The sequence below is a fragment of the Burkholderia sp. GW821-FHT14F03 genome (genome assembly GCF_058803765.1).
This window is the reverse complement of the sequence record NZ_JBXAPG010000021.1, coordinates 1-24,495: the sequence shown is the minus strand read 5'-3', so window position 1 is coordinate 24,495 and position 24,495 is coordinate 1. Positions and strand designations below refer to the sequence as shown.

Here is a 24,495-nt window from a genome sequence, read left to right as displayed (position 1 = left end):
GCCGGTGGACACATGCCGATCCGTCATTGGTCTCCCCCTCACTCGCTGCGAGATGCGCTCGACGCCTGGCGCGCGCGCGATGCGCTCGTGGAAATGGACGCGGGGCTCGATCCTCATCTGGAAATCGCGGCCCACTATCGCACGCACTTCGCCGTATCGCCGGGGAGCCCGCGCAGCGGCGATGAGCCTGTCGTCCTGTACACCGGCGCGAACGGGCGCATGCCCGTGGCCATGGGCTGCTTCGGCTCGCGGGCGCGCAATGAATGGCTGCTCGGCGCGAGTCCCGGGAGCGGTGCGCGACATCTCGCGCTGAAGCTGGGCGCCCGCATTGCGCCGCGCTGGTGCGCCGCGCCGCCGTGCCGCGAGGAGCAGGCGCCGGCGGGGCTGGATGCGCTCCCGATCCTGACGACCACGGCGGACGACGCCGGGCCGTATCTGACCGCCGGCATCGTGTGCGCGGGGGATCCGGACCGCGGATTCGCAAGCGTGTCGATCCACCGGATGCGCGTGCTGGACGCCACGCGCCTGACGATCTGGATCCTGCCGGGTCGCGACCTCGACCAGCTGTATCGGAAAGCGCTCGACCAGCGTCGTCCGCTGCCGATCTCGATCAACATCGGTGCGCCGCCCGCGGTCTATCTCGCGTCGTGCCTGAGCGCGCCCTTCGTCGAACCCGGCCGTGGCGAACTGGAAACCGCAGGCGCCCTCCTGGGCAAGCCGATCGACATCGCGCGCTGTGCGACGAACGAGACGTTCTGTCTCGCGCAGAGCGAAATCGTCATCGAAGGCATGCTGCTCGCGGATACCGCGGACGAGCGCGCGCACGCCGCCGCGCGCGGGGCGATGCCGGAGTTCCTGGGCTACATGGGCGACGCGCACGCCGCGTTGCCGGTGATCGAGGTATCCGCGGTGTTCCATCGGCGCTCGCCGATCTATCAGGCGTTTCTCGGGCCGGGCAAGGAGCAATCCGAGCTGCTTGCCTTGCCGACCGAGGCCGGCATGATCCGCTATTTCGCGCAGCGGCCCGGCGCCGACCTGGCCGTGCTCGATGTGCATTATCTGTCCGCCGGCGGCGGCCAGCTGATTGCCGTGCTGCGCGTCAGGAAACACCGCGACACGGACGGCGCGATGGCGCGGCTCCGCGACGAGGTGATCGCGCGACACCGCCTCGTCAAGGCGATCTGGGTCGTCGACGAGGATATCGACATCCATTCCCCGGAGGACCTGTTCTGGGCCATGGCGACGCGCTTCCAGCCCAGCCGCGATCTTCATCTGCAAGCCGCGGTGCCGGGATTTCCGCTCGATCCTTCGCAGGGGATCGGCTATCTCGACGCAGCCGCGTGCCGAACCGACAAATATCTGCTGGACCTGACCGCGCCCCTGGCATTGCGGCAGCGATTCCAGCGCATCTGACGAGGGCCATCGATCATGAATCCACCTGAAGCGACGCCGCTGCATTTCGCGATCGTCACGGGCTCGGAACGGGCAATGGGCAACACCGAGCAGGTCGCCGAACACATCCGCTCGATCCTGGCGGATCACGCGTGCACGATAGACGTCGTGCATCTGCGCGAGCATCGGATCCTGCCGTGCGGAGGATGCGGCGAATGCAACATGCGCTCGACCTCGTGCGAGCTGGACGACGACATGCCGGGGATCGTCGCGAGGCTTCGCAAGGCCGACGGGATCATCTACGCGGTGCCGGTCCACGGCTACGGCATGGCGCATCCGATGCAGATCTTCATCGAGCGCGCCGGGGTCGGCTATCTCCGTTTCGAGCGACCGCTGGCCAACAAGGTCGCGGGTGCGGTGATCACCGGCCGGCGCTATGCGCACGAAGCCGTGTTTCACCAGCTGGTCAGCAATTTCCTGCTCAACAGAATGATTCTCGTCGGCAGCGGCTACCCGGTCGTCATCCACGGCGGTTCGCCGGGCGCCGGCATGAAGGATCGAGAGGGGCTCGAATCGCTGCACGCGATGCTGATGCGCATGATCGGCATGGCCGGCCTGCTGCGCGCGGTGCCGCCCGCGCAGCGGGCGCAGTATCTGGCGCCGCATACCGTCAACGAGCGCGCGGCATAGCGCCCGCCCGCCCCGTTCCCGCTCACCCCTACTTTGTTGGAGGCATTCTCATGTCCATCCCGGAACAACTGGCCGACATCCGCCGACAGATCGACGGCATCGACGATCAGATCGTCCCGCTCCTGGCGAAACGCATCGCGCTTGCATTGGAGGCATCCAAGCACAAGCACACGGTCGAGGAAATCCGCGGCTGCGACCGCGTTCAGCAGGTGCTCGACGCGGCGGCGGCGCGCGCGCGTCGCGCCGACGGGAACGCCGATGCGATCGTCGCGATCTACCGCGCGATCATCGATACGCTCACGGCGCTTCAGTTGCGCGAGAAGGGGCTGACGAATTCATGATGCGCGCCTTCAGGTATGCCGGAACGCTGGTCGCCGATTTTCCGAAACTGCGATCGCTCGTGTGCTTCGTGGACGGGCTGTCTCCCGAGCCCAGCGTGAGCGAGGCGGTCGAGGCGAACCTGGCGATCGCGCGCGAACGGCTGCGGCAACAGGGTTCGGAGAGCCAGATCGAATCGGTGCGCGACTGGCGGGCGGCCTATCGGCAGAGCGGCGTCGATCCGACCAAGTTCCGCATGGCGGCCGAATCGATTCTCCGGCGTCTGAGAACCAGCGATGCGTTCACGGTCGGTCTGCATCCGTTCGTGCTGCTCTGCAATGCGTTGTCCGCGCGCTTCGCGGTGCCCGTGGCCGGGCTGGACATCGACCGGATCGACGGGCGGCTCGAGGTCGGTTACGCCTCCGGCCGTTCCGCGTATGAGGGATTCGACGGCGAGACGGCCGTCGTGCCGGCCGGCGAAGTCACCTTCGAGGACGAGTCCGGCCGCGCGCATGCGCGCAAATGGTCCCATCGGCAAAGCGGCTTCTCCGCCATTTCGTCGTCGACCACGCGGGCGTTCGTCGTGGCGGAAGCGCTGCATGCCGGCGGCGAGGCCGATCTGCTCGCGTTGTCCGCCGTCCTGCGCGAGGCGATCCACGCGCATTGGCCACAGGCGTCCTGCACGGCTCAACTGCTGTCCGGTCATGCGTTGACGGCCGATTTTCCCTGCCCATGCCTTAACTAACGGAACGATTGTGATGAATCAGACTACCCGCTTCATGCTCGACGAGTCGAAACTTCCGCGCGTCTGGTACAACCTCGTCGCGGATCTGCCCCGACCCGCGCCGCCGATGCTGCATCCCGGCACGCGGCAGCCCATCCAGGCGAGCGACCTCGCGGGCCTGTTCCCGCCCGCGATCATCGAGCAGGAACTGTCGACCGAACGGGAGATCCCGATCCCCGACGCCGTGCGCGACGTGTATCGGCTGTGGCGGCCGTCGCCGCTGATTCGCGCGCATCGGCTGGAACGGGCGCTCGATACGCCGGCGCGCATCTACTACAAGTATGAGGGGGTGTCTCCGTCCGGATCGCACAAGCCGAATTCGGCGGTGCCGCAGGCCTGGTACAACCAGCAGGCCGGCATCAAGCGCCTGGTCACGGAAACCGGCGCGGGACAATGGGGCGCCTCGCTCGCATTCGCCGGACAACTGTTCGGGCTGGACGTCACCGTCTACCAGGTTCGCATCTCATACGACCAGAAGCCGTATCGCCGGGCGCTGATGGAAACCTACGGCGCGCGCTGCCTGGCGTCGCCGTCGCCGGAGACCGCATTCGGCCGTTCGATCCTGGCCGGCGATCCCGAGCATCCCGGTTCGCTCGGCATCGCCATCTCCGAGGCGGTCGAGGCGGCCGGGGCGACGCCGGAGACGCGCTATGCGCTCGGCTCGGTCCTGAATCACGTGCTGCTGCACCAGACCATCGTCGGTCAGGAAGCGCTGATGCAGATGGAGATGGCCGGCGACGATCCCGACGTCATCATTGCGTGCACGGGCGGCGGGTCGAATTTCGCGGGCCTGGTCTTCCCGTTCCTCGGCCAGCAGCTGCGCGGCGGACGCTCGCGCCGCTATATCGCGGCGGAGCCGTCGGCGTGTCCGTCGTTGACGCGCGGGCAGTATGCCTATGACTTCGGCGACACGGCGGGCATCACGCCGCTCGCGAAGATGCACACGCTGGGCGCGACCTTCACACCGCCGGGGCTCCATGCAGGGGGGCTGCGGTATCACGGCATGGCGCCGCTGGTGTCGCACATCCGCGAGTTGGGTCTGATCGAGGCGATGGCCTTCCAGCAAACCGAGTGCTTTGCCGCGGGCCAGCTGTTCGCGCGCTGCGAAGGCATCGTGCCCGCGCCGGAAGCCACGCATGCCGTGTCCTGCGCCATTCAGGAAGCGTTGCGGTGCAAGCGGGAAGGGCGGCCGGAGAGCATCCTGTTCAACCTGTCCGGGCATGGTCATTTCGACATGAGCGCGTATCAGAACTTCAACGCGTCGAAGCTCGCCGACCAGACTTACGATGAAGCCGAGATGGCGGCCGCGCTCGCCAAGCTGCCGGTCGTCGACTGACGCCGGGTCGGGCGCCGATGCGTCGGGCGCCGATGCGTCGGGCGCCGGCGCGTCATCGCCTCAGGCCACGGTGTTGCGGCGATAGAGGCTGAGGGCGATCGCCAGGCCGGCCAGCATGCCGGCGCAACCCCGGTTCAGCCATTTCAGCGCCTGTCCGGACATCACCTTCATCACGTGATAGCCGCTGACCGCGTAGACGCTCATCAACAGGATGTCGATCACGGCGGTGAGGATGGCGAGCGTGGCGTACTGGGTCGCCGCGCTCGCTTGAGGCTGGATGAACTGCGGCAGGAAGGCCGAGAAGAACAGCAGCCCCTTCGGATTCGACAGGGCGACGAGCAGCGAGCGCTTGAATGCGGAGCGGCCGTCCTGTGCGCCGTCCGCCTGCACGGCATCGGCCTGGGGCGGGGTCGCGGGCGCGCGCCACAGCGACCAGGCGAGGTACAGCAGGTAGACGGCGCCCACCCACTTCAGCAGCGCGAACAGGTGCTCCGAGGCCTGCATGATCGCGCCGAGCCCGCATCCGACCGCGCCGATCAGGATGAGATCGGACAGCGCGGCCCCGGCGATGCCGTACGCCGCGATGCGCATCCCGCGCGTGGCGCCGTTGTTCAGCGCGAGCAGCATCGTGGGGCCCGGCGTGACCGTGACGGCGGAGACGGCGATGACATACAGTAGGAGAGTCGTCGAATTCATGTCGCGGCTCCTGAATGGGTGTCGAAGTGCGCCAGTTTAATACCGCCCTAACGGACTGGATACCCTTACTTTGCATGGGCCATGCGGATCGTGGCGACGCGAACGAGCGGGGCGGGCCGAGATCAATCGTCGTCACATTGCGTGACAGGGAGGAACACTCTTGAGCGGCATCATCGTCACGAAGACCATCGTCCAGCGCAGCGATCTCGTGCTGTTGCGGCCCGAACACCTGTTGCCCACCGAGGAATTCATCGAGGCCCGCGTACAGGACGTCTCCCGCGAGATCGCGGCGCTGGGCTGCTGGCGCTATCCGCTGCTGATCGAGCAAGCCACGCACGTCATCATGGACGGCCATCATCGGCGAGAGTTCGCCTTGCGGTCCGCGCTGTCCTGGGTGCCGTGCCTGTTGCTCGACTATTCCAGCGTGATCCTGGCCTCGCGTCGTCCGGAGTTCGCGCTCTCGCCGGCGGATGTGATCGCGCGCGGGCTGCGGCGTCATCTCTATCCGCCGAAGACGACCCGCCATCAATTGCGCACCCCCGTCGAATTCCAATGCGACATCGCGCTCGCCGAACTGCAGGGCGGTGACGCTTCGCGCGGGGCCGCTGTCCGGTAGCCGGGGCCCGCCGCCCGGCGGGCCGGACACCGCTCGCGTCGGCGCGGCGCCCTCAATGCCCCATCGCGACCCCTTCGCGCCGGGGATCCGCGCCGCCGAACCACACCGACTGCCCTTCGACATTGATGCGCTGGATGCCCTGCACGCCGGATGTGAGGTCCACGAGCGCGACCTCATGCCCGCGCGCCTTGAGCCCGTCGACGAGCGCGTCGGACACGCGCCCCTTCTCCAGCTCGGTCGGCCCGTTGCGCGAGCCGAAGTTGGGCAGCGCGATCGCCTGCTGCATCGTCATGCCCCAGTCCATGGTTCCGATCAGCGTCTTCGCGACGTAGTTGATGATCGACGAGCCGCCCGGCGAGCCGACCACCATCATCACGCGCCGCGTGCCTTTCTCGAACACGATCTCGGGCGCCATCGACGAGCGCGGCCGCTTGCCCGCCTGCACCCGGTTCGCGACCGGCCGCCCGTTCTCCTCCGAGACGAACGAGAAATCGGTCAGCTGGTTGTTGAGCAGGAAGCCGCGCACCATCAGGCGCGAACCGAACTGATCCTCGATGCTGGTCGTCATCGACACCGCGCCGCCGTACCGGTCGACCACCGAGATCTGCGAGGTCGAGGGCAGTTCCGGGCTGCGATCGTCGGCGCGCGCGAGCGTCGCGCCGTCGGGCGTGCCGGCCGGGGCGCGCCCCATGCTGACGTCGCCGACGAGCCGCGCGCGCTGCGCGAGATAACGCGGGTCCGTCAGCGATTTCGCATCGCCGCCGGGCAGCGGCGTGAAATCGGGATCGGCCACGTAGCGCGCGCGATCCGCGTAGGCGAGCCGCCCGGCTTCGCTGAACAGGTGCGCCGCGAACGGCGTCGGCTCGTCGCCGTACGCGTTGCGCACCGGTTTTTGCGCGCCGATCTGCTGCCAGTCCGGCATGGCCGCGAGGATCCCCAGCATCTGCGCGATGGCGAGGCCGCCCGACGACGGCGGCGGCATCCCGCACACGGTCCACTTGCGGTAGTCGGCGCACAGCGGGGCGCGCGCCTTCGCGCGGTAGCGGGCGAGATCCTGAACGGTGAGGAGGCCCGGGTTGGTCGGATGCCGGCGCACCTTGGCGACGATGTCGCGTGCGATCGGGCCGCTGTAGAACGCATTCGCGCCATGCTCGGCCACCTGCGCCAGCACCGCCGCAAGCTGCGGATTCCTGAGGATCGCGCCGGCCTGCTTCGGCGTGCCGTCGCGGTTGTAGAAATAGGCGCGCGCGGCCGGATCGTTCATCAGGTAGCGCTCGCTCGCGAGCAGCGACGCGAGCCGCGGGCTGATCGCGAAACCCTGTCCGGCGAGCCGGATCGCCGGCTGGAACAGCGTGCGCCACGGCAGCCTGCCGTGCGCGCGATGCGCGAGCTCGAGCATGCGCAGCACGCCCGGCGCGCCCACCGAGCGGCCGCCCACCACGCCTTGATAGAACGGCAGCGGCTTGCCGTCCGGGCCGAGGAACAGGCGATCGGTCGCGGCGGCCGGCGCGGTCTCCCGGCCGTCGTAGGCCTGCATGCCCTGCGCATTCGCGTACAGCAGGAACGCGCCGCCGCCGATGCCCGACGATTGCGGCTCGACGAGCGTCAGCACCAGTTGCGCCGCGATCGCCGCGTCGACCGCGCTGCCGCCCGCCTTCAGCATCTGGTTGCCGGCCTGCGCCGCGAGCGGATTGGCGGCCGCGATCATGTCGCGCTGCGCGGTCCAGCCCGGCTTGTCGGTCCAGCCCGAGGCGGCTTCCGGCGGCGCGGGCAGCGCGCCGCCGTCGCTCGGCGCGGGCGCGGGCGCGGCCGCCCCGGCGGTCGGCGCATGCGGCGCCGACGCGTCGGGCGCGCTCGAACAGGCCGCCATGCCGGCGAGCAATACCGCGAGCGCGGCGCGCATCCATGCGCCGTGCTCGCGCGGGTGATTCCGGTTCGTCATCGACACCTCGCTCAGGGTTCGGGGCCGCCGCGCCGGCCGGCGCGGCGGCGTGTCATTGTCACCGCCGCGCAAGCGGATTGTCATCCGACCATAAACCCTGACGTGCATCGCGTCAGCCGTCGCCGCGCCCGCTGCGCCGCGCCTCGTCGAGCACGAAGTCGATGAAGGTCGACATCGCGCGCGCGTGATGCCGGTCCGGCATGTACAGCATGTACATGTGGGTGCCGAAGATGCTGAGCCGGTATGCGTCGAGCGCGGTTGCCACCGCGCCGCGCCGCGCGTCGTCGTGCACCACGTAGTCCGGCACGAGGCCGACGCCGAGCCCCGCGAGGATCGCGTCGCGCAGGAACAGGAAGTTCTCCGAAATCAGGGTGGGTTCGAGCAGCACCTCGTGGCGCTCGTCGCCGAGATACGCGGCGACGCGCAACTGCCGCCCCATCACCGCCGAGGTGATGAGGGGCGCGCCGCGCAGCGCGCCGAGGCTGCCCGGCATGCCGTGCGCGGCCGCATACGCCGCCGACGCGCACGCGACGTAGCGCACCGCGCCCATGTCGCGCGCGACCAGGTTTTGCGGCGGTTCGGACATCACGCGCACCGCGATGTCGACCTCGTCGCGCATCAGGTCTTCGACGCGGTTCTCGAACACCACGTCGAGCACGATGCCCGGATAGAGCCGCTTGAAGGTGATCAGCCACGCCGACATCACGAGTTGCCCGTAGCCGCTCGGCACCGACAGCCGGACCCGTCCCTGCAGGTCCTGGCCGAGCGTCGTCACGACTTCCTCGGCGGCCAGCAGCTCGCTCTGGATCCGCCGTCCGTGTTCGTACAGCCGCAGCCCGATCTCGGTCGGCTCGATGCGCCGCGTGGTGCGCCGCACCAGCTGCAGGCCGATCGATTTCTCCAGCTGGTTGAGCCGGTAGCTGACGTTCGCGCGGCTCACCCGCAGCCGCTGCGCCGCCTTGCTGAGATTGCCCGCGTCGAGGATGTCGACGAGCAGCGTGAGCGCATTCAGATCCATCGCGACACTCATTGTCAAAGCAGACTTGACGGATTGTAAAGGACTCGGGGAATTGTCAATTCGGGTGGATCAATCGAGAATCGGGCTCACGACCCGCGCCGGCCGGCGCGATCCGACCCGGAGCCACGATGAACCAGGAGCAGGAACCCCCGATGAATCACGAACCGGTGGCGCGCGAGCGGCGCGACAAGGTGCTCGTCGTCACGCTCGACCATCCGCCCGTCAATGCGCTGTCCGCCGCGGTGCGGCGCGGCCTGCTCGACGCGCTGCAGGCCGCGGCCGTCGATCCGGCCGTCGCGGCCGTGCTGATCGTCGGCGCGGGGCGCAATTTCATCGCGGGCGCGGACATTCGCGAGTTCGGCAAGCCGCCGCTGCCGCCGCTGTTGCCCGAGGTCTGCCAGGCGATCGAGGATTGCGCGAAGCCGGTGGTGGTCGCGCTGCACGGCGCGGCGCTCGGCGGCGGCCTCGAGATCGCGCTCGCCGCGCACTACCGGCTCGCGGTGCCGGGCGCGAAGCTCGGCCTGCCCGAAGTGCTGCTCGGCCTGCTGCCGGGCGCGGGCGGCACGCAGCGCGCGCCGCGCCTGATCGGTGCGCAGGCGGCGCTCGACCTGATGTTGAGCGGCCGCCATGTCGGCGCGGAGGAGGCGCATCGGCTCGGGCTCGTCGATCGCGTCGCGCACAGCGACGACACGCTCGCCGAAGGGCTTGCGTATGCGCAGGAACTGCTCGCGGCGGGCGCGCCGGTGCGCCGCACCCGCGATGCGCAGGCGCTTGCCGATCGCGCGTCCGCGCAGGCGGCGCTCGATGCGGCGCGCGCGGAGACGACGCGCCGCGCGCGCGGCCTGTTCTCGCCGCCGAAGATCGTCGACGCGGTCGAGGCCGCGCTCACGCTGCCGTTCGACGCCGGGCTGCGGCGCGAGCGCGAGCTGTTCGCCGCCTGTCTCGACAGCCCGCGGCGCGCGGGGCTCGTGCACGCGTTCTTCGCGGAGCGCGAGGCCGCGAAGGCGCCCGAGGCGCGCGGCGCGACGCCGCGCCCGATCGCGCGGGTCGGGATCGTCGGCGGCGGCACGATGGGCGCGGGCATCGCCGTCGCGGTGCTCGACGCGGGGCTGCCCGTCACGCTGATCGAGCGTGACGCGGCCGCGCTCGAACGCGGTCGCGCGCACGTCGAGAAGGTCTATGCGGGGCTCGTCGCGAAGGGCCGCCTCACGCCCGCCGCGCAGACCGAACGGCTCGCGCGCCTGCACGGCGGCACGACCTACGACGCGCTCGCGCAGGCCGATCTCGTGATCGAGGCGGTGTTCGAGGACATGGCGGTGAAGCAGGCCGTGTTCGCGGAACTGTCGCGCGTGTGCAAGCCGGGCGCGGTGCTCGCGACCAACACGTCATACCTCGACATCGACGCGCTCGCGGCCGGCACGCCGCGCGCCGCCGACGTGATCGGCCTGCATTTCTTCTCGCCGGCCAACCTGATGAAGCTGCTCGAGGTGGTGGTGCCGGCGCAGGTCGATCCGGCGGTCGTGGCGAGCGCGTTCGCGTTCGCGGCGAAGCTGCGCAAGACTCCGGTGCGCGCCGGCGTCTGCGACGGCTTCATCGGCAATCGCGTGCTCGCGGTCTACCGCACCGCGGCCGACTATCTGATGGAGGACGGCGCGTCGCCGTACCAGATCGACCGTGCGGTCCGTGCGTTCGGCTTCCCGATGGGGCCGTTCCAGGTGGTCGACCTCGCGGGCGGCGACATCGGCTGGGCGACCCGCAAGCGCCGCGCGGCGACGCGCGATCCGCGCGCCCGCTATGTCGCGATCTCCGACCGGCTGTGCGAGCGCGGCTGGTTCGGCCAGAAGACGGGGCGCGGCTACTACCGGTATCCGGACGGCGCGCGCGCCGGCGTGCCGGATCCCGAGGTCGAGGCGATCGTGGCGGCCGAGCGCGCGGAGCGGGGCGTGACGCCGCGCGCGTTCAGCGATGCGGAGATCGTGCGCCGCTACCTGGCCGCGATGATCAACGAAGGCGCGAACGTCGTGCACGAGCGGATCGCGCTGCGCCCGCTCGACGTCGACGCGGTGTTCCTGCACGGCTACGGCTTCCCGCGCTATCGCGGTGGTCCGATGCACTACGCGGACACGCTCGGCCTCGATCGCGTGCTGGCCGACATCCGCGAATTCGCGCGCGAGGACCCGCTGTTCTGGACGCCGTCGCCGCTGCTCGTCGACCTGGTCGCGCGCGGCGCGAACTTCGCGAGCCTGGATCGCGCGGGCTGAACGCCGCGCGCCCGATGTCTTCATCGAGAGCTGAATCATGGATCTGAATTTCACCGCCGAAGAGGAAGCGTTCCGCGCCGAGGTGCGGCGCTTCCTGCGCGAACACCTGCCCGCGCCGATCGCGCGCAAGGTGAAGGGCGGCCTGCGTCTCACCCGCGACGACATGCTGAGCTGGCACGCGATCCTGAACGCGCGCGGCTGGCTCGCGAGCCACTGGCCGCGCGAGTACGGCGGCCCGGGCTGGAGCGTCGCGCAGAAGTTCCTGTTCGACAACGAGTGCGCGCTCGCGGGCGCGCCGCGCATCGTGCCGTTCGGCGTCAACATGCTGGGCCCGGTGCTGATCAAGTACGGCAGCGACGCGCAGAAGCGCCATTACCTGCCGCGCATCCTCGACGGCGTCGACTGGTGGTGCCAGGGCTACTCGGAGCCGGGCGCGGGCTCGGATCTCGCGGCGGTCCGGACCACGGCGGTGCGCGACGGCGATCATTACGTGGTCAACGGCCAGAAGACCTGGACCACGCTCGGCCACTACGCGAACATGATCTTCTGCCTCGTGCGCACCGCGACCGACGTGCGCAAGCAGGAGGGCATCAGCTTCCTGCTGATCGACATGGCGGCGCCGGGCGTCGAGGTGCGGCCGATCGTGACGCTCGACGGCGAGCACGAGGTCAACGAGGTGTTCCTCACCGACGTGCGGGTGCCGGTCGCGAATCTCGTCGGCGAGGAGAATCGCGGCTGGACCTACGCGAAATACCTGCTCACCTACGAGCGCACCAACATCGCGGGGATCGGCTTTTCGGTCGCGGCGCTCGAACGGCTGCGCGCGGTCGCGGCGAAGGTGACGAAGCACGGCCGGCCGCTCGCGGACGATCCGCTGTTCGCGGCGCGGCTCGCGCGCGTCGAGATCGAACTGGACAACATGAAGACCACCAACCTGCGCGTGCTCGCGGCGGTGGCGGGCGGCGGCGCGCCGGGCGCGGAAAGCTCGATGCTGAAGATCCGCGGCACGGAGATCCGTCAGGAACTCGCCGCGCTGCTGCGACGCGCGATGGGACCGTACGCGCAACCCTTCATCGACGACGCGCTCGACGCCGGCCACGCGGAGGCGCCGGTCGGCCCGGCCGAGGCGGCCAGCGCGGCGACGCAGTACTTCAACCAGCGCAAGCTGTCGATCTTCGGCGGCTCGAATGAAATCCAGAAGAACATCATCGCGAAGATGATGCTGGGCCTGTAAGGAGCGGCGATGGACTTTCGACATACCGACGACCGCCGGATGCTGGCGGATACGCTCGAGCGCTTCATCGGCGAGCAGTACGGGTTTGCCGCGCGTGACCGGATCGCGCGCTCCGACGCGGGCTACAGCGCCGAGCTGTGGCGGCGCTTCGCGGAACTGGGGGCGGTGGGCGCGCTGTTCGAGGAAGCCGACGGCGGCTTCGGCGGCGCGGGTTTCGACATCGCGGTGGTGTTCGAGGCGCTGGGGCGCGGGCTCGTGGTCGAGCCGTTCCTCGGCGCGCTGCTCGCGGGGCGCGCGCTCGCGGCGACGGGCGAGGCGCGGCACCGCGCGCGCGTCGCGGCGCTGATCGACGGCGCGGCGACCGCCGCGTTCGCGCATGCCGAGCCGGGCACGCACTACGAGCCGTTCCTGGTGCGCGCGCGCGCCGAGCGGCACGGCGCGCAGTGGCGGCTGAACGGCGCGAAGGCGGTGGTCGACCACGGCGGGCAGGCGGATTGCTTCGTGGTGTCCGCGCGCACGGACGGCCGCGACGACGACGAGGCGGGCCTCGCGTTGTTCGTCGTGTCGAGCGGCGCCCCGGGCCTCGCGATACGCGACTACCCGAAGATCGACGGCGGCCGAGCGGCGGAGCTGCGCCTCGACGGCGTGCTGCTCGACGACGATGCGCGGCTCGGCCCGGCGGGCAACGCCGCCGCGCTGCTCGAACGGACGCTCGGCCTCGGCGTGCTCGCGCTGTGCGCGGAGGCGCTGGGCGCGATGGAGGTCGCGAAGGCGCATACGCTCGAGCACCTGCGCACGCGCCGCCAGTTCGGCGTGCCGATCGGCAGCTTCCAGGCCTTGCAGCACCGCATGGCCGACCTGGCGCTGGAAATCGAGCAGGCGCGTTCCGCCGTCATCAACGCGGCCGCGCGGCTCGGCGCGGACCGGCTTGCGCGCGAACGCGCGCTCGCGGCGGCGAAATACAGCATCGGCCGGATCGGCGCGCGGGTTGCGGAGGAGGCGATCCAGCTGCACGGCGGGATCGGCATGACCCGGGAACTGCCGCTGTCGCACTATGCGAAGCGGCTCGTGATGATCGATCACCAGCTCGGCGACGAGGACCATCACCTCGCGCGCTATATCGCGCTGTCCCGCTCTGCGGATGCGCGGACGGGAGCCGGCGATGGGCGCTGAGGGCGCGGCCGCGCTGCCGCTCGCGGGCGTGCGCGTGCTCGATTTCTCGCGGGTGCTCGCGGGGCCGTGGAGCGCGATGGTGCTCGCGGATCTCGGCGCGGAAGTGATCAAGGTCGAGCATCCCGGGCGCGGCGACGATACGCGCGACTGGGGCCTGCGCATCGGCGAGACCGAGACCGCGTACTTCAACAGCGTGAACCGCAGCAAGCGCTCGGTCTGCCTCGACCTCGGTGGCGAGGCGGGCCGGCGGCTCGCGCACGCGCTCGTGCGGCAGAGCGACGTGGTGATCCATAACTTCAAGGCGGGCGGCGCGGAAAAGCTCGGGCTCGGCTACGACACGCTCAACGCGTTGAACCCGCGCCTGATCCATTGCGCGATTTCGGGCTATGACCGCGCGGGGCCGGAGGCGACGCGCCCGGGCTACGACCTGGTCGTGCAAGGCGAGGCGGGGCTGATGGCGCTCAATGGCGAGGCGGAGCAGCCGCCGCTCAAGTTCGGCGTCGCGGCGGTCGACCTGTTCACCGGCATGTACGCGGCGCAGGCGATCCTCGCCGCGCTGTACGAGCGCCATGCGAGCGGGCGCGGGCGCCGCATCGAGATGGCGCTGTTCGATTGCGGGCTGATGATCACGTCGTACTACGGGCTCGAGGCGCTGCTGCTCGAACGCGATCCGCCGCGCTACGGCAACGCGCATCCGTCGATCGTGCCGTATGGCGTGTTCGACGCCGCTGACGGGCCACTCGTGATCACGGTCGGCAACAACGCGCAGTTCGCGCGCTTTTGCGCGGCGATCGAGCGCGCGGATCTCGCCGCGGACCCGCGCTTCGGCACCAACCTCGGCCGCTCCGAGCATCGCGCCGCGCTGCTGCCGGAGATTCGCGCGGCGCTCGCGCGGCGTCGTCGCGCGGATTTGCTGGCCGCGCTGGCCGAGGGCGGTATTCCCTGCGGCGAAGTGCTCGGCCTGCACGAGGCGCTGACCTCGCCGCGCGCGCGGGCGGCGGGGCTCGTGACCCGGCAGCCGCATCCGGTCGCGGGGGAGGTCGACGTGTTCGCGCCGCCGTACCGCTTCGACGGCGAGCGGCTGCCGGTGCGCGGCGCGCCGCCGGTACTGGGCGAGGCGACCGACGAGGTGTTGCGTACGCTGCTCGGGCTGCCGGAGGTGGAGATCGCGGCGCTGCACGCGGTGGGCGCGATCGGGGCGGGGGGGCCGCCCACGCGATGAGCGATGGAGGGCGGCCGGGCCCGTCGGCGGGTGGCGGTTGTTCACTGCCCGCCGCCCGCCGCCCGCCGTCCACCGTCCACCGTCCACCGTCCACCGTCCACCGTCCGCCGTCCGCCGTCCGCCGTCCGCCGTCCGCCGCCCACCGCCCACCGCCCACCGCCCACCGCCCACCGCCCACCGCCCACCGCCCACCGCCCACCGTCCGGATTGCCGGAATCGAAATTGTCCGAATTTCCGGAAAAATGGACGCGACTGTTTCTCTTGTGATTGAAAAACTCAATAAATTCAAGCCTTTGAGTTACGCAGTCGAGCTGGCATCGAGCTTGCAATGTATTGGACAGGGCCGCCTCGGCCTGACAACTACAGCAAGGAGACATTCGATGACCCGCTCGACCCATTCCCCCCGGACGACCTGAGTCCATCGCTTGTCGCGGCACGGCAGCCGCGCGGGCGGATGGCTCCCCTGACATCCGCCCGCGCGCGTGACGCCGCCCTTCGGCTCACCCATCCCCTTCTCCGTTCTGGAAGCATCGTGAACAAGAAACCGTTCTACAAAGTCCTCTACGTCCAGGTGATCTTCGCGATCATCGTCGGCGTGCTCCTCGGCCATTACTATCCGTCACTCGCGATCGACATGAAGCCGCTCGGCGACGGCTTCATCAAGCTGATCAAGATGGTGATCGGCCCGATCATCTTCTGCACGGTGGTGACCGGCATCGCCGGCATGCAGGACATGAAGAAGGTCGGGCGCGTCGGCGGCAAGGCGCTGCTGTACTTCGAGATCGTCTCGACCTTCGCGCTCGTGCTCGGCCTCGCGGCCACCCACCTGCTGCGCCCGGGCGTCGGCTTCAACATCGATCCGGCGACGCTGAACGGCAAGGAAGTCGCGTCGTACGCGGCCAAGGCGCACGGCCAGTCGACCGTCGATTTCCTGATGCACATCATCCCGAACACGATGGTCGATGCGTTCGCGCAGGGCGAGATCCTGCAGATCCTGCTGATCGCGCTGCTGTTCGGCAGCGTGCTCGCGCATCTCGGCGAGCGCGGCAAGGTGGTCACGGACTTCATCGACGGCGTCACGCGCGTGCTGTTCGGGATCGTGCACATCGTCACCAGGCTCGCGCCGATCGGCGCGTTCGGCGCGATGGCGTTCACCATCGGCAAGTACGGCGTCGGCTCGCTGGTGCCGCTCCTCAAGCTGATCGGCACCTTCTACCTGACCTCGGTGGTGTTCGTGCTGGTCGTGCTCGGTTCGATCGCGCGCTTCACCGGCTTCTCGATCATCCGCTTCGTCGGCTACATCAAGGAAGAACTGTTGATCGTGCTCGGCACCAGCTCGTCCGAGGCCGCGCTGCCGCAGCTGATGGAGAAGCTCGAGAAAGCCGGCTGCTCGCGCTCGGTGGTCGGGCTCGTGGTGCCGACCGGGTATTCGTTCAACCTCGACGGCACCAACATCTACATGACGATGGCCGTGCTGTTCATCGCGCAGGCGACCAACATCGAACTGACCTGGATGCAGCAGCTCACGCTGCTCGCGGTCGCGATGCTGACCTCGAAGGGCGCGAGCGGCGTGACGGGCGCGGGCTTCATCACGCTCGCCGCGACCCTCGCCGTGGTGCCGACCATCCCGCTGTCGGGCATGGTGCTGATCCTCGGCATCGACCGCTTCATGAGCGAGTGCCGCGCGCTGACCAACATCGTCGGCAACGGCGTCGCGACCGTGGTCGTGTCGGCGTGGGAAAAGGAACTCGATCGCGCGAAGCTGCGCGCCGCGCTGCGCGGCGAGGCGGTGGACGCGGGCGAGGCCGCCCGGGTCTGAGCGCACGCGCCGCGCGTCGGCGCTGATCGGCCCGCCGCCCGACGGGGCCGGCCCGCGCGCGGCGGGGGCCGGCCCCGCGTCGTTCGGACGCCCCCCTGTGCCACAATGAGTGCCTCTCATCCCCCGGAAGCCGTGACCGTGAAGCGCCGCCTGTTCGTCCTGTTCACGCTCGCCGTGGCGCTGGCGGCGGCCTGCGCGCTGACCTGGCACGTCACCTGGCAGCGCGGCATCGACGAACTGCGCCGCAACGCGGCCGCGCGCGTCGACCGCACCACCAACGCGCTCAAGAGCACGCTCGACCGCTACGAATCGCTGCCCTACCTGCTCGGCGGTCATCCGTTCGTGCAGGACGTGCTCGCGGAGCCGGGTCAGGCGGGCTACGTCGCGCGCGCGAACCGCTACCTGGAGGACATGAACCGCCACGCGCATGCGACCGCGACTTACATCATCGGCGCGGACGGGCGCTGCGTCGCCGCGAGCAACTGGCGCGAGCCGGACAGCTTCGTCGGCAACGGCTACCAGTTCCGGCCGTATTTCGTCGACGCGGTGGACGGCGGCGTCGGGCGCTTCTTCGGGATCGGCACGATCTCGCGCGATCCCGGCTACTACATCTCGCAGCCGGTCCGGCGCGACGGGCGGATCGTCGGCGTCGCGGTGGTGAAGCTCACGCTCGAATGGTTCCAGGGCGCGGACGCGTCCGAGCCGCTCCTCGTCGCCGACGACCACGGCGTGATCTTCCTGTCCTCGGTGCCGGCCTGGAAATATCACACGATGCAGCCCTTGCCCGCGCCGGTCGCAGCGTCGATCTATGCGACCCGGCAGTACGCGCAGCAGCCCGTCACGCCGCTCGCGATGCGCACCGAGCAGGTGCTCGCGGACGACGCGCGGATCGTGCGGGTCGGCGCCGGGCGGCGCGCGCCGCGCTATCTCGCGACCACGCGGCGGCTCGGCGAGCCCGACTGGCAACTGGTCACGCTCGCGCCCGTCGAGCCGGTCGACCTCGACGCGAGCAACGCGACCGTCGTCACCGGCTTCGGCTTCGTGTCGCTGTGCCTGCTGGGGTTCTACTGGCGGATGCGGCGCGCGCGCGTGCGGGAAATGATCCGCAGCCGCGCGCTGCTGCAGAACGCCTACGCGGAGTTGAACCAGCGGGTCGCGGAGCGCACCGCGGACCTGTCGCAGGCGAACGAGCAGCTGCAGAAGGAGGTCGGCGACCGGATCCGCGCGGAGCAGGAGTTGCGCGCCGCGCACGACGAGCTGATCCAGGCGGGCAAGCTCGCGGCGCTCGGCCAGATGGCGGCCGGCATCACGCACGAGCTGAACCAGCCGCTCGCGGCGCTGCGCAGCTTCTCCGACAACACCCGCGTGCTGCTCGATCGCGGCGACCAGACGGCGGCCCGCGAGAACCTCGCGGCGATCGCGGCGCTCACCGAGCGGATGGGCAAGATCACCAATCAGCTCAAGCTGTTCGTCGGCCGCGCGCGGCCGCGCAGCGAGCGCGCGCCGGTCGCGCGCGCGCTGCGCAACGTGCTGGCGCTGCTCGACGAACGCCTGCGGCCCGTCGACGTCGACGTGACGCTGCGCGATCCGACCCGCGGGCCGGCCGAGGCGGTCCGCTTCGATCTCGCGGCCGATCATCCGGCGCTCGTGGTCCAGTGCGAGGACCTGCGGCTGGAGCAGGTGCTGATCAACCTGCTCGGCAACGCGCTCGACGCGGTGGCGGCGGGCGCCGCGCCGCGCATCGAGATCGCGGTCGAGGTGGGGATCTCGACGGTCGCGATCACGGTGCGCGACAACGGCGCGGGCATCGCGCCGGAGGCGTTGCCGCGCCTGTTCGAACCGTTTTTCACGACGAAGGAGATGGGGCGCGGGCTGGGGCTCGGGCTGGCGATCTCCTCGTCGATCGCGAGCGACGCCGGCGGCTCGCTGACCGCGCGCAATGCGCCGGACGGGGGCGCGGCGTTCGTCTTGACGCTGCGCCGCGTGCGCACGCATCATCCGCACACTTCGGCGGCCGGCGCATGAGCCGAGTCGTCATGCATCAGGTAGACGAAAGATGACGATTTCCCTGCAAGTGATCTATATCGAGGACGACGAGCTGGTGCGGCGAGCGAGCGTGCAGAGCCTGCAGCTCGCGGGCTTCGAGGTCGTGGGCTTCGGTTCGGCCGAGGCGGCCGAGAAAGCGCTCGCGGGCGACGCGGCGGGCGTGGTCGTGTCCGATATCCGGCTGCCCGGCGCGAGCGGGCTCGACCTGCTCGCGCAATGCCACGAACGCATACCCGACGTGCCGGTGATCCTCGTCACCGGGCACGGCGACATCTCGATGGCGGTGCAGGCGATGCGCGACGGCGCCTACGACTTCATCGAAAAGCCGTTCGCCTCGGAACGGCTCGTCGAGACGGTGCGGCGCGCGCTCGAACGCCGCACGCTGGTGCTCGAGAATCACGCGCTGCGGCGCGAACTGGCCGGGCAGGGCGTGGTCGCGCCGCGCATCATCGGCCGCAGCCCGGCGATCGAGCAGGTGCGGCGGCTGATCGCCAATATCGCGCCGACCGATGCGTCGGTGCTGATCAACGGCGACACCGGCGCGGGCAAGGAACTGATCGCGCGCAGCCTGCACGAGCTGTCGCCGCGCCGCGACAAGCCGTTCATCGCGGTGAACTGCGGCGCGCTGCCGGAGCCGATGTTCGAGTCGGAGATGTTCGGCTACGAGCCGGGCGCGTTCACCGGGGCGGCCAAGCGCCGCGTGGGCAAGCTCGAATACGCGTCGGGCGGCACGCTGTTCCTCGACGAGATCGAGAGCATGCCGCTCGCGCTGCAGGTGAAGCTGCTGCGGGTGCTGCAGGACGGTGTGCTGGAGCGGCTCGGCTCGAACCAGCCGATCCGCGTGAACTGCCGGGTGGTCGCGGCCGCGAAGGGCGACATGCGCGAGCATGTCGCGGCGGGCACGTTCCGGCGCGACCTGCTGTACCGGCTCAACGTCGTGACGGTCGCGCTGCCGCCGCTTGCCGAGCGTCGCGAGGACATCGTGCCGCTGTTCGAGCACTTCATGCTCGACGCGGCGGTGCGCTACGGCCGGCCCGCGCCGCTGCTCAGCGACCGGCAGCGCGCGGCGCTGCTGCAGCGCGAATGGCCCGGCAACGTGCGCGAGCTGCGCAACGCGGCGGACCGCTTCGTGCTCGGCGTGACCGAGGGGCTGGATGCGGCGGCGGACGAGGCGGCGCCGGACGACGCGGGCGGCCCGGCGCTGAAGGCGCGCGTGGAGCAGTTCGAGCGCGCGGTGATCGCGCAGGCCTTGGGCGAGGCGGGCGGGGCGGTCGCCGATGCGGCCGACCGGCTGCAGGTCGGCAAGGCGACGCTGTACGAGAAGATGAAGCGCTACGGCCTGTCGGCCAGAGGCGAGACGGAGCGCTGACGCGGGCGGCGGCGCGCCCGCGCGGCGTGCCCGGGTCAGGCGGCGGTGTTCAGCGCCTTTTGCAGCAGCTGGTCGAGTTCCGCGAATTGCGGCGTGCCGACATAGCGCTTGAGGATCTTGCCGTTCTTGTCGATCACGAACGTGGTCGGCGTGAGCTGGACGTTGCCATACTGCTTCGCGACGCTGCCGTCGTCGAGCGCGACCTTGAACGGCAACTGGCGCGTCTGCGCGTAGTTCGCGACGTACATCGGCGGATCGTAGTTCATCGCGACCGCGACGAATTCGAGCCCCTGGCCCTTGAAGCGGTTATAGGTCTCGACCATTTGCGGCATTTCCTGCATGCAGGTCGCGCAGCTCGTCGCCCAGAAATTGACCAGATAGACCTTGCCCTTCAGATCGGACGTGGTGGAGACCTTCTGGCCGGACAGCAGCGTGAAGGTGGCGTCGGGCGCGCTCGACTTGCCCGCGAACGCGAAATAGCCGGCGACGGCGATCGCGACCGCGACGACGGCGAGCGCGACGTAGCGCAGCGGGCCGGCGCGGCGGCCGGCGGGGGAGGGAGCGGAACTCATCGGCTGGGCCTCGGGAGTGCGGGGACAAGGCGCGCGGCGCGCGGGCCGCGGGAACGGCGCTCATTGTACCGTCAATCGGCCGCGCGCATCGCGGCCCGCCGCGCCGCGCGGCAGCGGATAATGCGCGTTTTGCATGATGGTTCGAGACGCATGATTCATTCCGGTTTGTCCCTGGTTCGAGCGACGTGGCGCATGCGCGTCGCGGGGTGGCGGCGCGCGTTCGTCGTGGGGTGCGCGTGCGTGGCCTGCGCGGCCTGCACGCCCGCGTACGACTGGCGCACGCTGCACAGCGATGCCGGCTACAGCGTCGATCTGCCGGCGAAGCCGACCGTGGAGGCGCATCAGGTCGAGATCGGCGGCGTGCCGATGGAGATGCGGATGCAGGCCGCGCACTTGTCGGGCGCGGTGTACGCGGTCGGGACGGTGATGCTGCCGGACGAGCGCGACGCGACCCAGCACGCGGTGCTCGACTACCTGCGGGCCGGGCTCGCGCGCAACCTGGGGGCCGAGCCGGCGGTCAAGCCGGTGCTGGTGCCGCTCGCGGCGGGCGGGCAGACGGCGGGCGTCGAGCTGCGGCTCGACGGCGCGGGCGCGGCGCGCAAGATCGCCGTCGCGCGGCTGGTGGCGCGCGGCCGGCATGTGTATCAGGCGATCGTGATCGCGGATGCCGCGCCGCCCGACGAACAACTCGAGCAGTTCTTCGGATCGCTGAAGCTCGATTGAGGCGGGGTTCGCGCGACGGGTGCGCGGATTGAAGTCGCTTCGCAGGAAAAGCCGCTAATCGCCGGATTTTGCAGGGCTTTTTGAGCTATCCACAATGGATGTGGATAACTTTGTTGACAAGTGCGGCCCGATCGCCGCGAAACCCGGCCGGGAACAGGGCCGACGCGTTTCGGGGTTCACGTCGGTTGATTAAAAAATCAAATTAATCAATGGGTTGCGTGCTTGCTTCGTGAAGCCGCCGCGGATGAGCGTACGCAGGGCTTCATACGCGGAAATGTGCATAAGTCAAGTCTTGACAGCGGATTTTTGTGTCTGACCGGGAGAGAACGCCGGAGACGCCGGGGAGCGCGCAGCCTGTCCGGCGTGCGTTTCGGCGGCCGGCCCGCCGGGGGGGGCGGCTCCATGCCCGGCATGTGCTCACCCGCCCGCCACCACCCGCCGATACCGGATCGCCTCCGCGATCTGCGCGGCATCGGGCGCCGCGCCGCCGGCCAGATCCGCGATCGTGCGCGCGACCTTCAACACCCGGTAATGCGCGCGCGCCGACCACCCGAACCGCTCGCCCGCCTCGCGCAGCAGCAGGTCGCCCGCATGATCGGGCCGGCACAGTTCGTCGGCTTCGCGCCCGCTCAACGCATGGTTGGTCTTGCCCTGTCGCGCGAGCTGCCGCGCCCGCGCCCCGGCCACCCGCTCCGCTACCACCGCGCTCGTCTCGCCCGGTGCGCCCGACCGTTCCGACAGCTCGGCCGGCGTGAGCGCGGGCAGCTCGATCTGGATGTCGATGCGATCGAGCAGCGGACCGGACAGCTTGCGCAGGTAGCGCGCGGCGAGGTCCGGCGTGCAGCGGCAGCGCCCGGCGGGATCGCCGCGCCAGCCGCAGGGGCACGGATTCATCGCGGCGACGAGCTGGCACGCGGCCGGGAACTCGGCCTGCAGCGCGGCGCGCGAGATCGTGATGTGGCCGGCCTCCAGCGGCTCGCGCAGCGTTTCGAGCACGTGCCGGTCGAATTCGGGCAATTCGTCGAGGAACAGCACGCCGAGGTGCGCGAGCGTGATCTCGCCGGGCTGCGGCGGGTTGCGGCCGCCGACGAGCGCCGCCGCGCTCGATGAATGATGGGGCGCGCGAAACGGCCGCCGCCGCCACTGCGCGGGCGAGAAGCCGAGCCGGCTCGACGACAGCAGCGCCGCCGACGCGAGCGCCTCGTCGTCGCTCATCGGCGGCAGGAGGCCCGGCAGCCGCGCGGCGAGCATCGATTTGCCCGCGCCGGGCGGCCCGACCATCAGCAGGTGGTGCCCGCCCGCTGCCGCGACCTCCAGCGCGCGGCGCGCCTCGCGCTGACCGATCACGTCGGCGAGGTCCGGGACCGGCGAGCCCGGCCGCGCGTCGAGACAGGGCGCGGTCGCGGGCGTGAGGCGGCCGTCCGGCGCGCCGGCCAGATGGGCGCACAGCGCCGGCAGGTCGGGCGCGCCGTAAACCGTCACGCCGGGCGCGAGCGCCGCCTCGGCCGCGCTCGCGAGCGGCAGATACAGTTCGGGCGGGCCGGCGGCGGCCCGCGCATCGGGCTCCGCCGCGCCGCGCGCGGTGCCGCAGGCCATCGCGAATGCGCCGCGCATCGGCCGCAGCGCGCCCGTGAGCGACAGCTCGCCCGCGAACTCGCGCCCGTCGAGCACGCCGGGCGGCAGTTGCCCGCTCGCGGCGAGGATGCCGAGCGCGATGGGCAGGTCGAAGCGGCCCGATTCCTTGGGCAGGTCGGCGGGCGCGAGATTGACGGTGATGCGGCGCACCGGGAAGTCGAAGCCGCAGTTCTGCAGCGCGGCGCGTACGCGCTCGCGGCTTTCGCGGACTTCGAGGTCGGGCAGGCCGACGATCGAGAACGCCGGCAGGCCGTTGGCCAGATGGATTTCGACGGTGACGTCCGGCGCGCGGCCGGCGGCCGGGGCGCGACTGCGCACGACGGCGAGCGACATGGCGGGCACTCCTCGCTGGGCGAAGCGCGGCGGGCCGCGCTTCGTTCAAGGTGGGCGATTTCGCTGCGCGCTTGCCGGCGAGGCGCGAACTGGGACGGAAAACCGGGCCGCGAGAGCGGCGGTGAGCGGCGGACGCCGGCCGGGCCGGCGTCCGCGCGAGGTCAGGATTGGGCGTCGGCCAGCTTCTGCTCGAGTTCCGCGACGCGTTTTTCCAGCTCCTCGAGCCGGACGCGGGTGCGTGCGAGCACCTGCGTCTGCGTGTCGAACTCCTCGCGGGTGACGAGATCGAGCTTCGAGAAGCCTTGCGCGAGCATGGCCTTCACGTTGCGCTCGACATCCCTGGCCGGCGAGTTTTTCAGCAGATCGCCGACCCGCGCCTGCAGGTCGTTGAAAACGTCGCTGGGTTGCTTCATGGTGTTTCCCCTTCTTTGCACATTATTTGTGCATGTGCCGTTACGTTCGTGCCCGGAAGGCGCGCATGACCGGAATTGGTGCGCGGGCCGGGCCCGTTTTCCGGGCATGGCGGCCGCCTGATCGGGGCCCTCATGCCTTGGACGTGCGTGAACTCTAGCAATGATCCTTTTGCTGCGCCAGCGAACTGGCCGAGCGTTGGCCGTTCGGCCCAGGCTGCGCGCGCCTGAGCGCCGCCTCGCTGCACCGCGGAAATCTTGCTGAAAGCCTGTTGAGCGCCGTGCGGCGCGACATGGCATGCGAGTTGCTCAGGGTGTCCCGTCACACAGGCAAGCGGGTTGACGGGACAACACAGCGAGAGGATTTCATGAAACTGATTACCGCCATCATCAAGCCGTTCAAGCTCGATGAGACGCGCGAGGCCCTGTCGGCCCTCGGCGTCTCGGGCATCACGGTCACCGAGGTCAAGGGCTTCGGCCGCCAGAAGGGGCACACCGAGCTGTATCGGGGGGCGGAATACGTGGTCGATTTCCTGCCCAAGATGAAGATCGAGGCCGCGGTGTCGGACGATCTCGTCGAACAGGCGGTGGAAGCGATCGAGCGGGCCGCGCGCACCGGCAAGATCGGCGACGGCAAGATCTTCGTCACGCCGATCGAGCAGGTGGTCCGGATCCGCACCGGGGAGACGGGCGCGGACGCCCTGTAATACACGACACAAGACGAGCGATAAGAGGAAACCCAAGATGCGCAACTTCCTGATGTCCCTGCTGATGGCCGGCTCGCTGATTGCGGGCGGCGTGGGCACGGCACTGGCCGACGACGCCGCGTCGGCGGCCGCGGCTTCCGCCGCGACGGCCTCCGACACCTGTCTCTTCTCCACATCTGACGCTGCCGACGATCGGCGG

21 protein-coding genes are annotated in these 24,495 nt (G+C 70.2%); 15 read left to right on the top strand and 6 right to left on the bottom strand.

Going from position 1 to position 24,495, the window contains the following annotated elements:
- The first annotated feature begins 12 nt into the window (after positions 1 to 12).
- Genes AC1RQF_RS16050 through AC1RQF_RS16030 form a run of 5 tightly spaced genes read left to right on the top strand, consistent with a single transcriptional unit; the run spans position 13 to position 4,520 of the window.
- A complete protein-coding gene (locus AC1RQF_RS16050; RefSeq protein ID WP_273999304.1) occupies positions 13 to 1,413 on the top strand; it encodes a UbiD family decarboxylase in 1,401 nt (466 codons plus the stop codon).
- A 15-nt stretch (positions 1,414 to 1,428) separates the two neighbouring features.
- Positions 1,429 to 2,082, top strand: a complete 654-nt coding sequence (locus tag AC1RQF_RS16045) for a flavodoxin family protein (RefSeq protein WP_273999303.1) — start codon at positions 1,429 to 1,431, stop codon at positions 2,080 to 2,082.
- Between the two features lie 50 nt (positions 2,083 to 2,132).
- Positions 2,133 to 2,423 (top strand): chorismate mutase, encoded by a 291-nt coding sequence (locus AC1RQF_RS16040; protein WP_273999302.1) that lies wholly within the window; start codon positions 2,133 to 2,135, stop codon positions 2,421 to 2,423.
- Complete coding sequence (locus AC1RQF_RS16035; protein ID WP_273999301.1) at positions 2,423 to 3,145, top strand: B3/B4 domain-containing protein; 723 nt, start codon at positions 2,423 to 2,425, stop codon at positions 3,143 to 3,145. The genes AC1RQF_RS16040 and AC1RQF_RS16035 overlap by 1 nt, the downstream gene beginning before the upstream one ends.
- Before the next feature lie 13 nt (positions 3,146 to 3,158).
- Positions 3,159 to 4,520, top strand: coding sequence for a TrpB-like pyridoxal phosphate-dependent enzyme (locus AC1RQF_RS16030; protein ID WP_492872457.1), 1,362 nt, complete (start codon positions 3,159 to 3,161; stop codon positions 4,518 to 4,520).
- Between the two features lie 60 nt (positions 4,521 to 4,580).
- Here the strand turns inward: AC1RQF_RS16030 and AC1RQF_RS16025 are convergent, their stop codons facing one another.
- Positions 4,581 to 5,216, bottom strand: a complete 636-nt coding sequence (locus tag AC1RQF_RS16025) for a LysE family translocator (protein ID WP_273999299.1) — start codon at positions 5,214 to 5,216, stop codon at positions 4,581 to 4,583.
- A 160-nt stretch (positions 5,217 to 5,376) separates the two neighbouring features.
- Between AC1RQF_RS16025 and AC1RQF_RS16020 the strand changes: the two genes are divergently transcribed.
- Positions 5,377 to 5,832 carry a ParB N-terminal domain-containing protein gene (locus AC1RQF_RS16020; protein ID WP_273999298.1) on the top strand — a complete coding sequence of 152 codons (456 nt, stop codon included), beginning with the start codon at positions 5,377 to 5,379 and terminating at the stop codon, positions 5,830 to 5,832.
- Positions 5,833 to 5,884: 52 nt separating this feature from the next.
- Here AC1RQF_RS16020 and ggt read toward each other — a convergent pair whose 3' ends face one another.
- Both ggt and AC1RQF_RS16010 read right to left on the bottom strand, forming a co-directional pair.
- Positions 5,885 to 7,774 carry a gamma-glutamyltransferase gene (gene ggt / locus AC1RQF_RS16015; RefSeq protein ID WP_443111539.1) on the bottom strand — a complete coding sequence of 630 codons (1,890 nt, stop codon included), beginning with the start codon at positions 7,772 to 7,774 and terminating at the stop codon, positions 5,885 to 5,887.
- A gap of 112 nt (positions 7,775 to 7,886) precedes the next feature.
- Positions 7,887 to 8,792, bottom strand: coding sequence for a LysR family transcriptional regulator (locus AC1RQF_RS16010; RefSeq protein WP_492872456.1), 906 nt, complete (start codon positions 8,790 to 8,792; stop codon positions 7,887 to 7,889).
- Between the two features lie 152 nt (positions 8,793 to 8,944).
- Between AC1RQF_RS16010 and AC1RQF_RS16005 the strand changes: the two genes are divergently transcribed.
- The 7 genes from AC1RQF_RS16005 (at position 8,945) to AC1RQF_RS15975 (ending at position 19,916) form a co-directional block, all read left to right on the top strand.
- Positions 8,945 to 11,053, top strand: a complete 2,109-nt coding sequence (locus AC1RQF_RS16005) for a 3-hydroxyacyl-CoA dehydrogenase NAD-binding domain-containing protein (RefSeq protein WP_492872455.1) — start codon at positions 8,945 to 8,947, stop codon at positions 11,051 to 11,053.
- Between the two features lie 37 nt (positions 11,054 to 11,090).
- Positions 11,091 to 12,287 (top strand): acyl-CoA dehydrogenase family protein, encoded by a 1,197-nt coding sequence (locus tag AC1RQF_RS16000; protein ID WP_273999294.1) that lies wholly within the window; start codon positions 11,091 to 11,093, stop codon positions 12,285 to 12,287.
- Positions 12,288 to 12,296: 9 nt separating this feature from the next.
- The gene (locus AC1RQF_RS15995) at positions 12,297 to 13,460 is read left to right on the top strand and encodes an acyl-CoA dehydrogenase family protein (RefSeq protein WP_492872454.1); all 1,164 of its coding nucleotides are present in this window, start codon (positions 12,297 to 12,299) and stop codon (positions 13,458 to 13,460) included.
- On the top strand, positions 13,450 to 14,682 hold the full coding sequence (locus tag AC1RQF_RS15990) for a CaiB/BaiF CoA transferase family protein (RefSeq protein WP_492872453.1): 1,233 nt from the start codon (positions 13,450 to 13,452) through the stop codon (positions 14,680 to 14,682). The genes AC1RQF_RS15995 and AC1RQF_RS15990 overlap by 11 nt, the downstream gene beginning before the upstream one ends.
- A 532-nt stretch (positions 14,683 to 15,214) precedes the next feature.
- Positions 15,215 to 16,501 (top strand): dicarboxylate/amino acid:cation symporter, encoded by a 1,287-nt coding sequence (locus AC1RQF_RS15985; protein ID WP_273999290.1) that lies wholly within the window; start codon positions 15,215 to 15,217, stop codon positions 16,499 to 16,501.
- A gap of 105 nt (positions 16,502 to 16,606) precedes the next feature.
- Complete coding sequence (locus AC1RQF_RS15980; protein ID WP_273999288.1) at positions 16,607 to 18,526, top strand: sensor histidine kinase; 1,920 nt, start codon at positions 16,607 to 16,609, stop codon at positions 18,524 to 18,526.
- 31 nt (positions 18,527 to 18,557) lie between these two features.
- Positions 18,558 to 19,916, top strand: coding sequence for a sigma-54-dependent transcriptional regulator (locus tag AC1RQF_RS15975; protein ID WP_273999287.1), 1,359 nt, complete (start codon positions 18,558 to 18,560; stop codon positions 19,914 to 19,916).
- Between the two features lie 35 nt (positions 19,917 to 19,951).
- Here AC1RQF_RS15975 and AC1RQF_RS15970 read toward each other — a convergent pair whose 3' ends face one another.
- On the bottom strand, positions 19,952 to 20,488 hold the full coding sequence (locus tag AC1RQF_RS15970) for a peroxiredoxin family protein (protein ID WP_273999286.1): 537 nt from the start codon (positions 20,486 to 20,488) through the stop codon (positions 19,952 to 19,954).
- Positions 20,489 to 20,551: 63 nt separating this feature from the next.
- Between AC1RQF_RS15970 and AC1RQF_RS15965 the strand changes: the two genes are divergently transcribed.
- Positions 20,552 to 21,211, top strand: coding sequence for a hypothetical protein (locus AC1RQF_RS15965; RefSeq protein ID WP_492872452.1), 660 nt, complete (start codon positions 20,552 to 20,554; stop codon positions 21,209 to 21,211).
- Positions 21,212 to 21,628: 417 nt separating this feature from the next.
- Here AC1RQF_RS15965 and AC1RQF_RS15960 read toward each other — a convergent pair whose 3' ends face one another.
- Positions 21,629 to 23,179 carry a YifB family Mg chelatase-like AAA ATPase gene (locus AC1RQF_RS15960; protein ID WP_273999285.1) on the bottom strand — a complete coding sequence of 517 codons (1,551 nt, stop codon included), beginning with the start codon at positions 23,177 to 23,179 and terminating at the stop codon, positions 21,629 to 21,631.
- A 161-nt stretch (positions 23,180 to 23,340) separates the two neighbouring features.
- Positions 23,341 to 23,592, bottom strand: a complete 252-nt coding sequence (locus tag AC1RQF_RS15955) for an accessory factor UbiK family protein (RefSeq protein ID WP_492872451.1) — start codon at positions 23,590 to 23,592, stop codon at positions 23,341 to 23,343.
- Positions 23,593 to 23,957: 365 nt separating this feature from the next.
- Between AC1RQF_RS15955 and AC1RQF_RS15950 the strand changes: the two genes are divergently transcribed.
- The gene (locus AC1RQF_RS15950; RefSeq protein WP_273999282.1) at positions 23,958 to 24,296 is read left to right on the top strand and encodes a P-II family nitrogen regulator; all 339 of its coding nucleotides are present in this window, start codon (positions 23,958 to 23,960) and stop codon (positions 24,294 to 24,296) included.
- Positions 24,297 to 24,495: the final 199 nt, after the last annotated feature.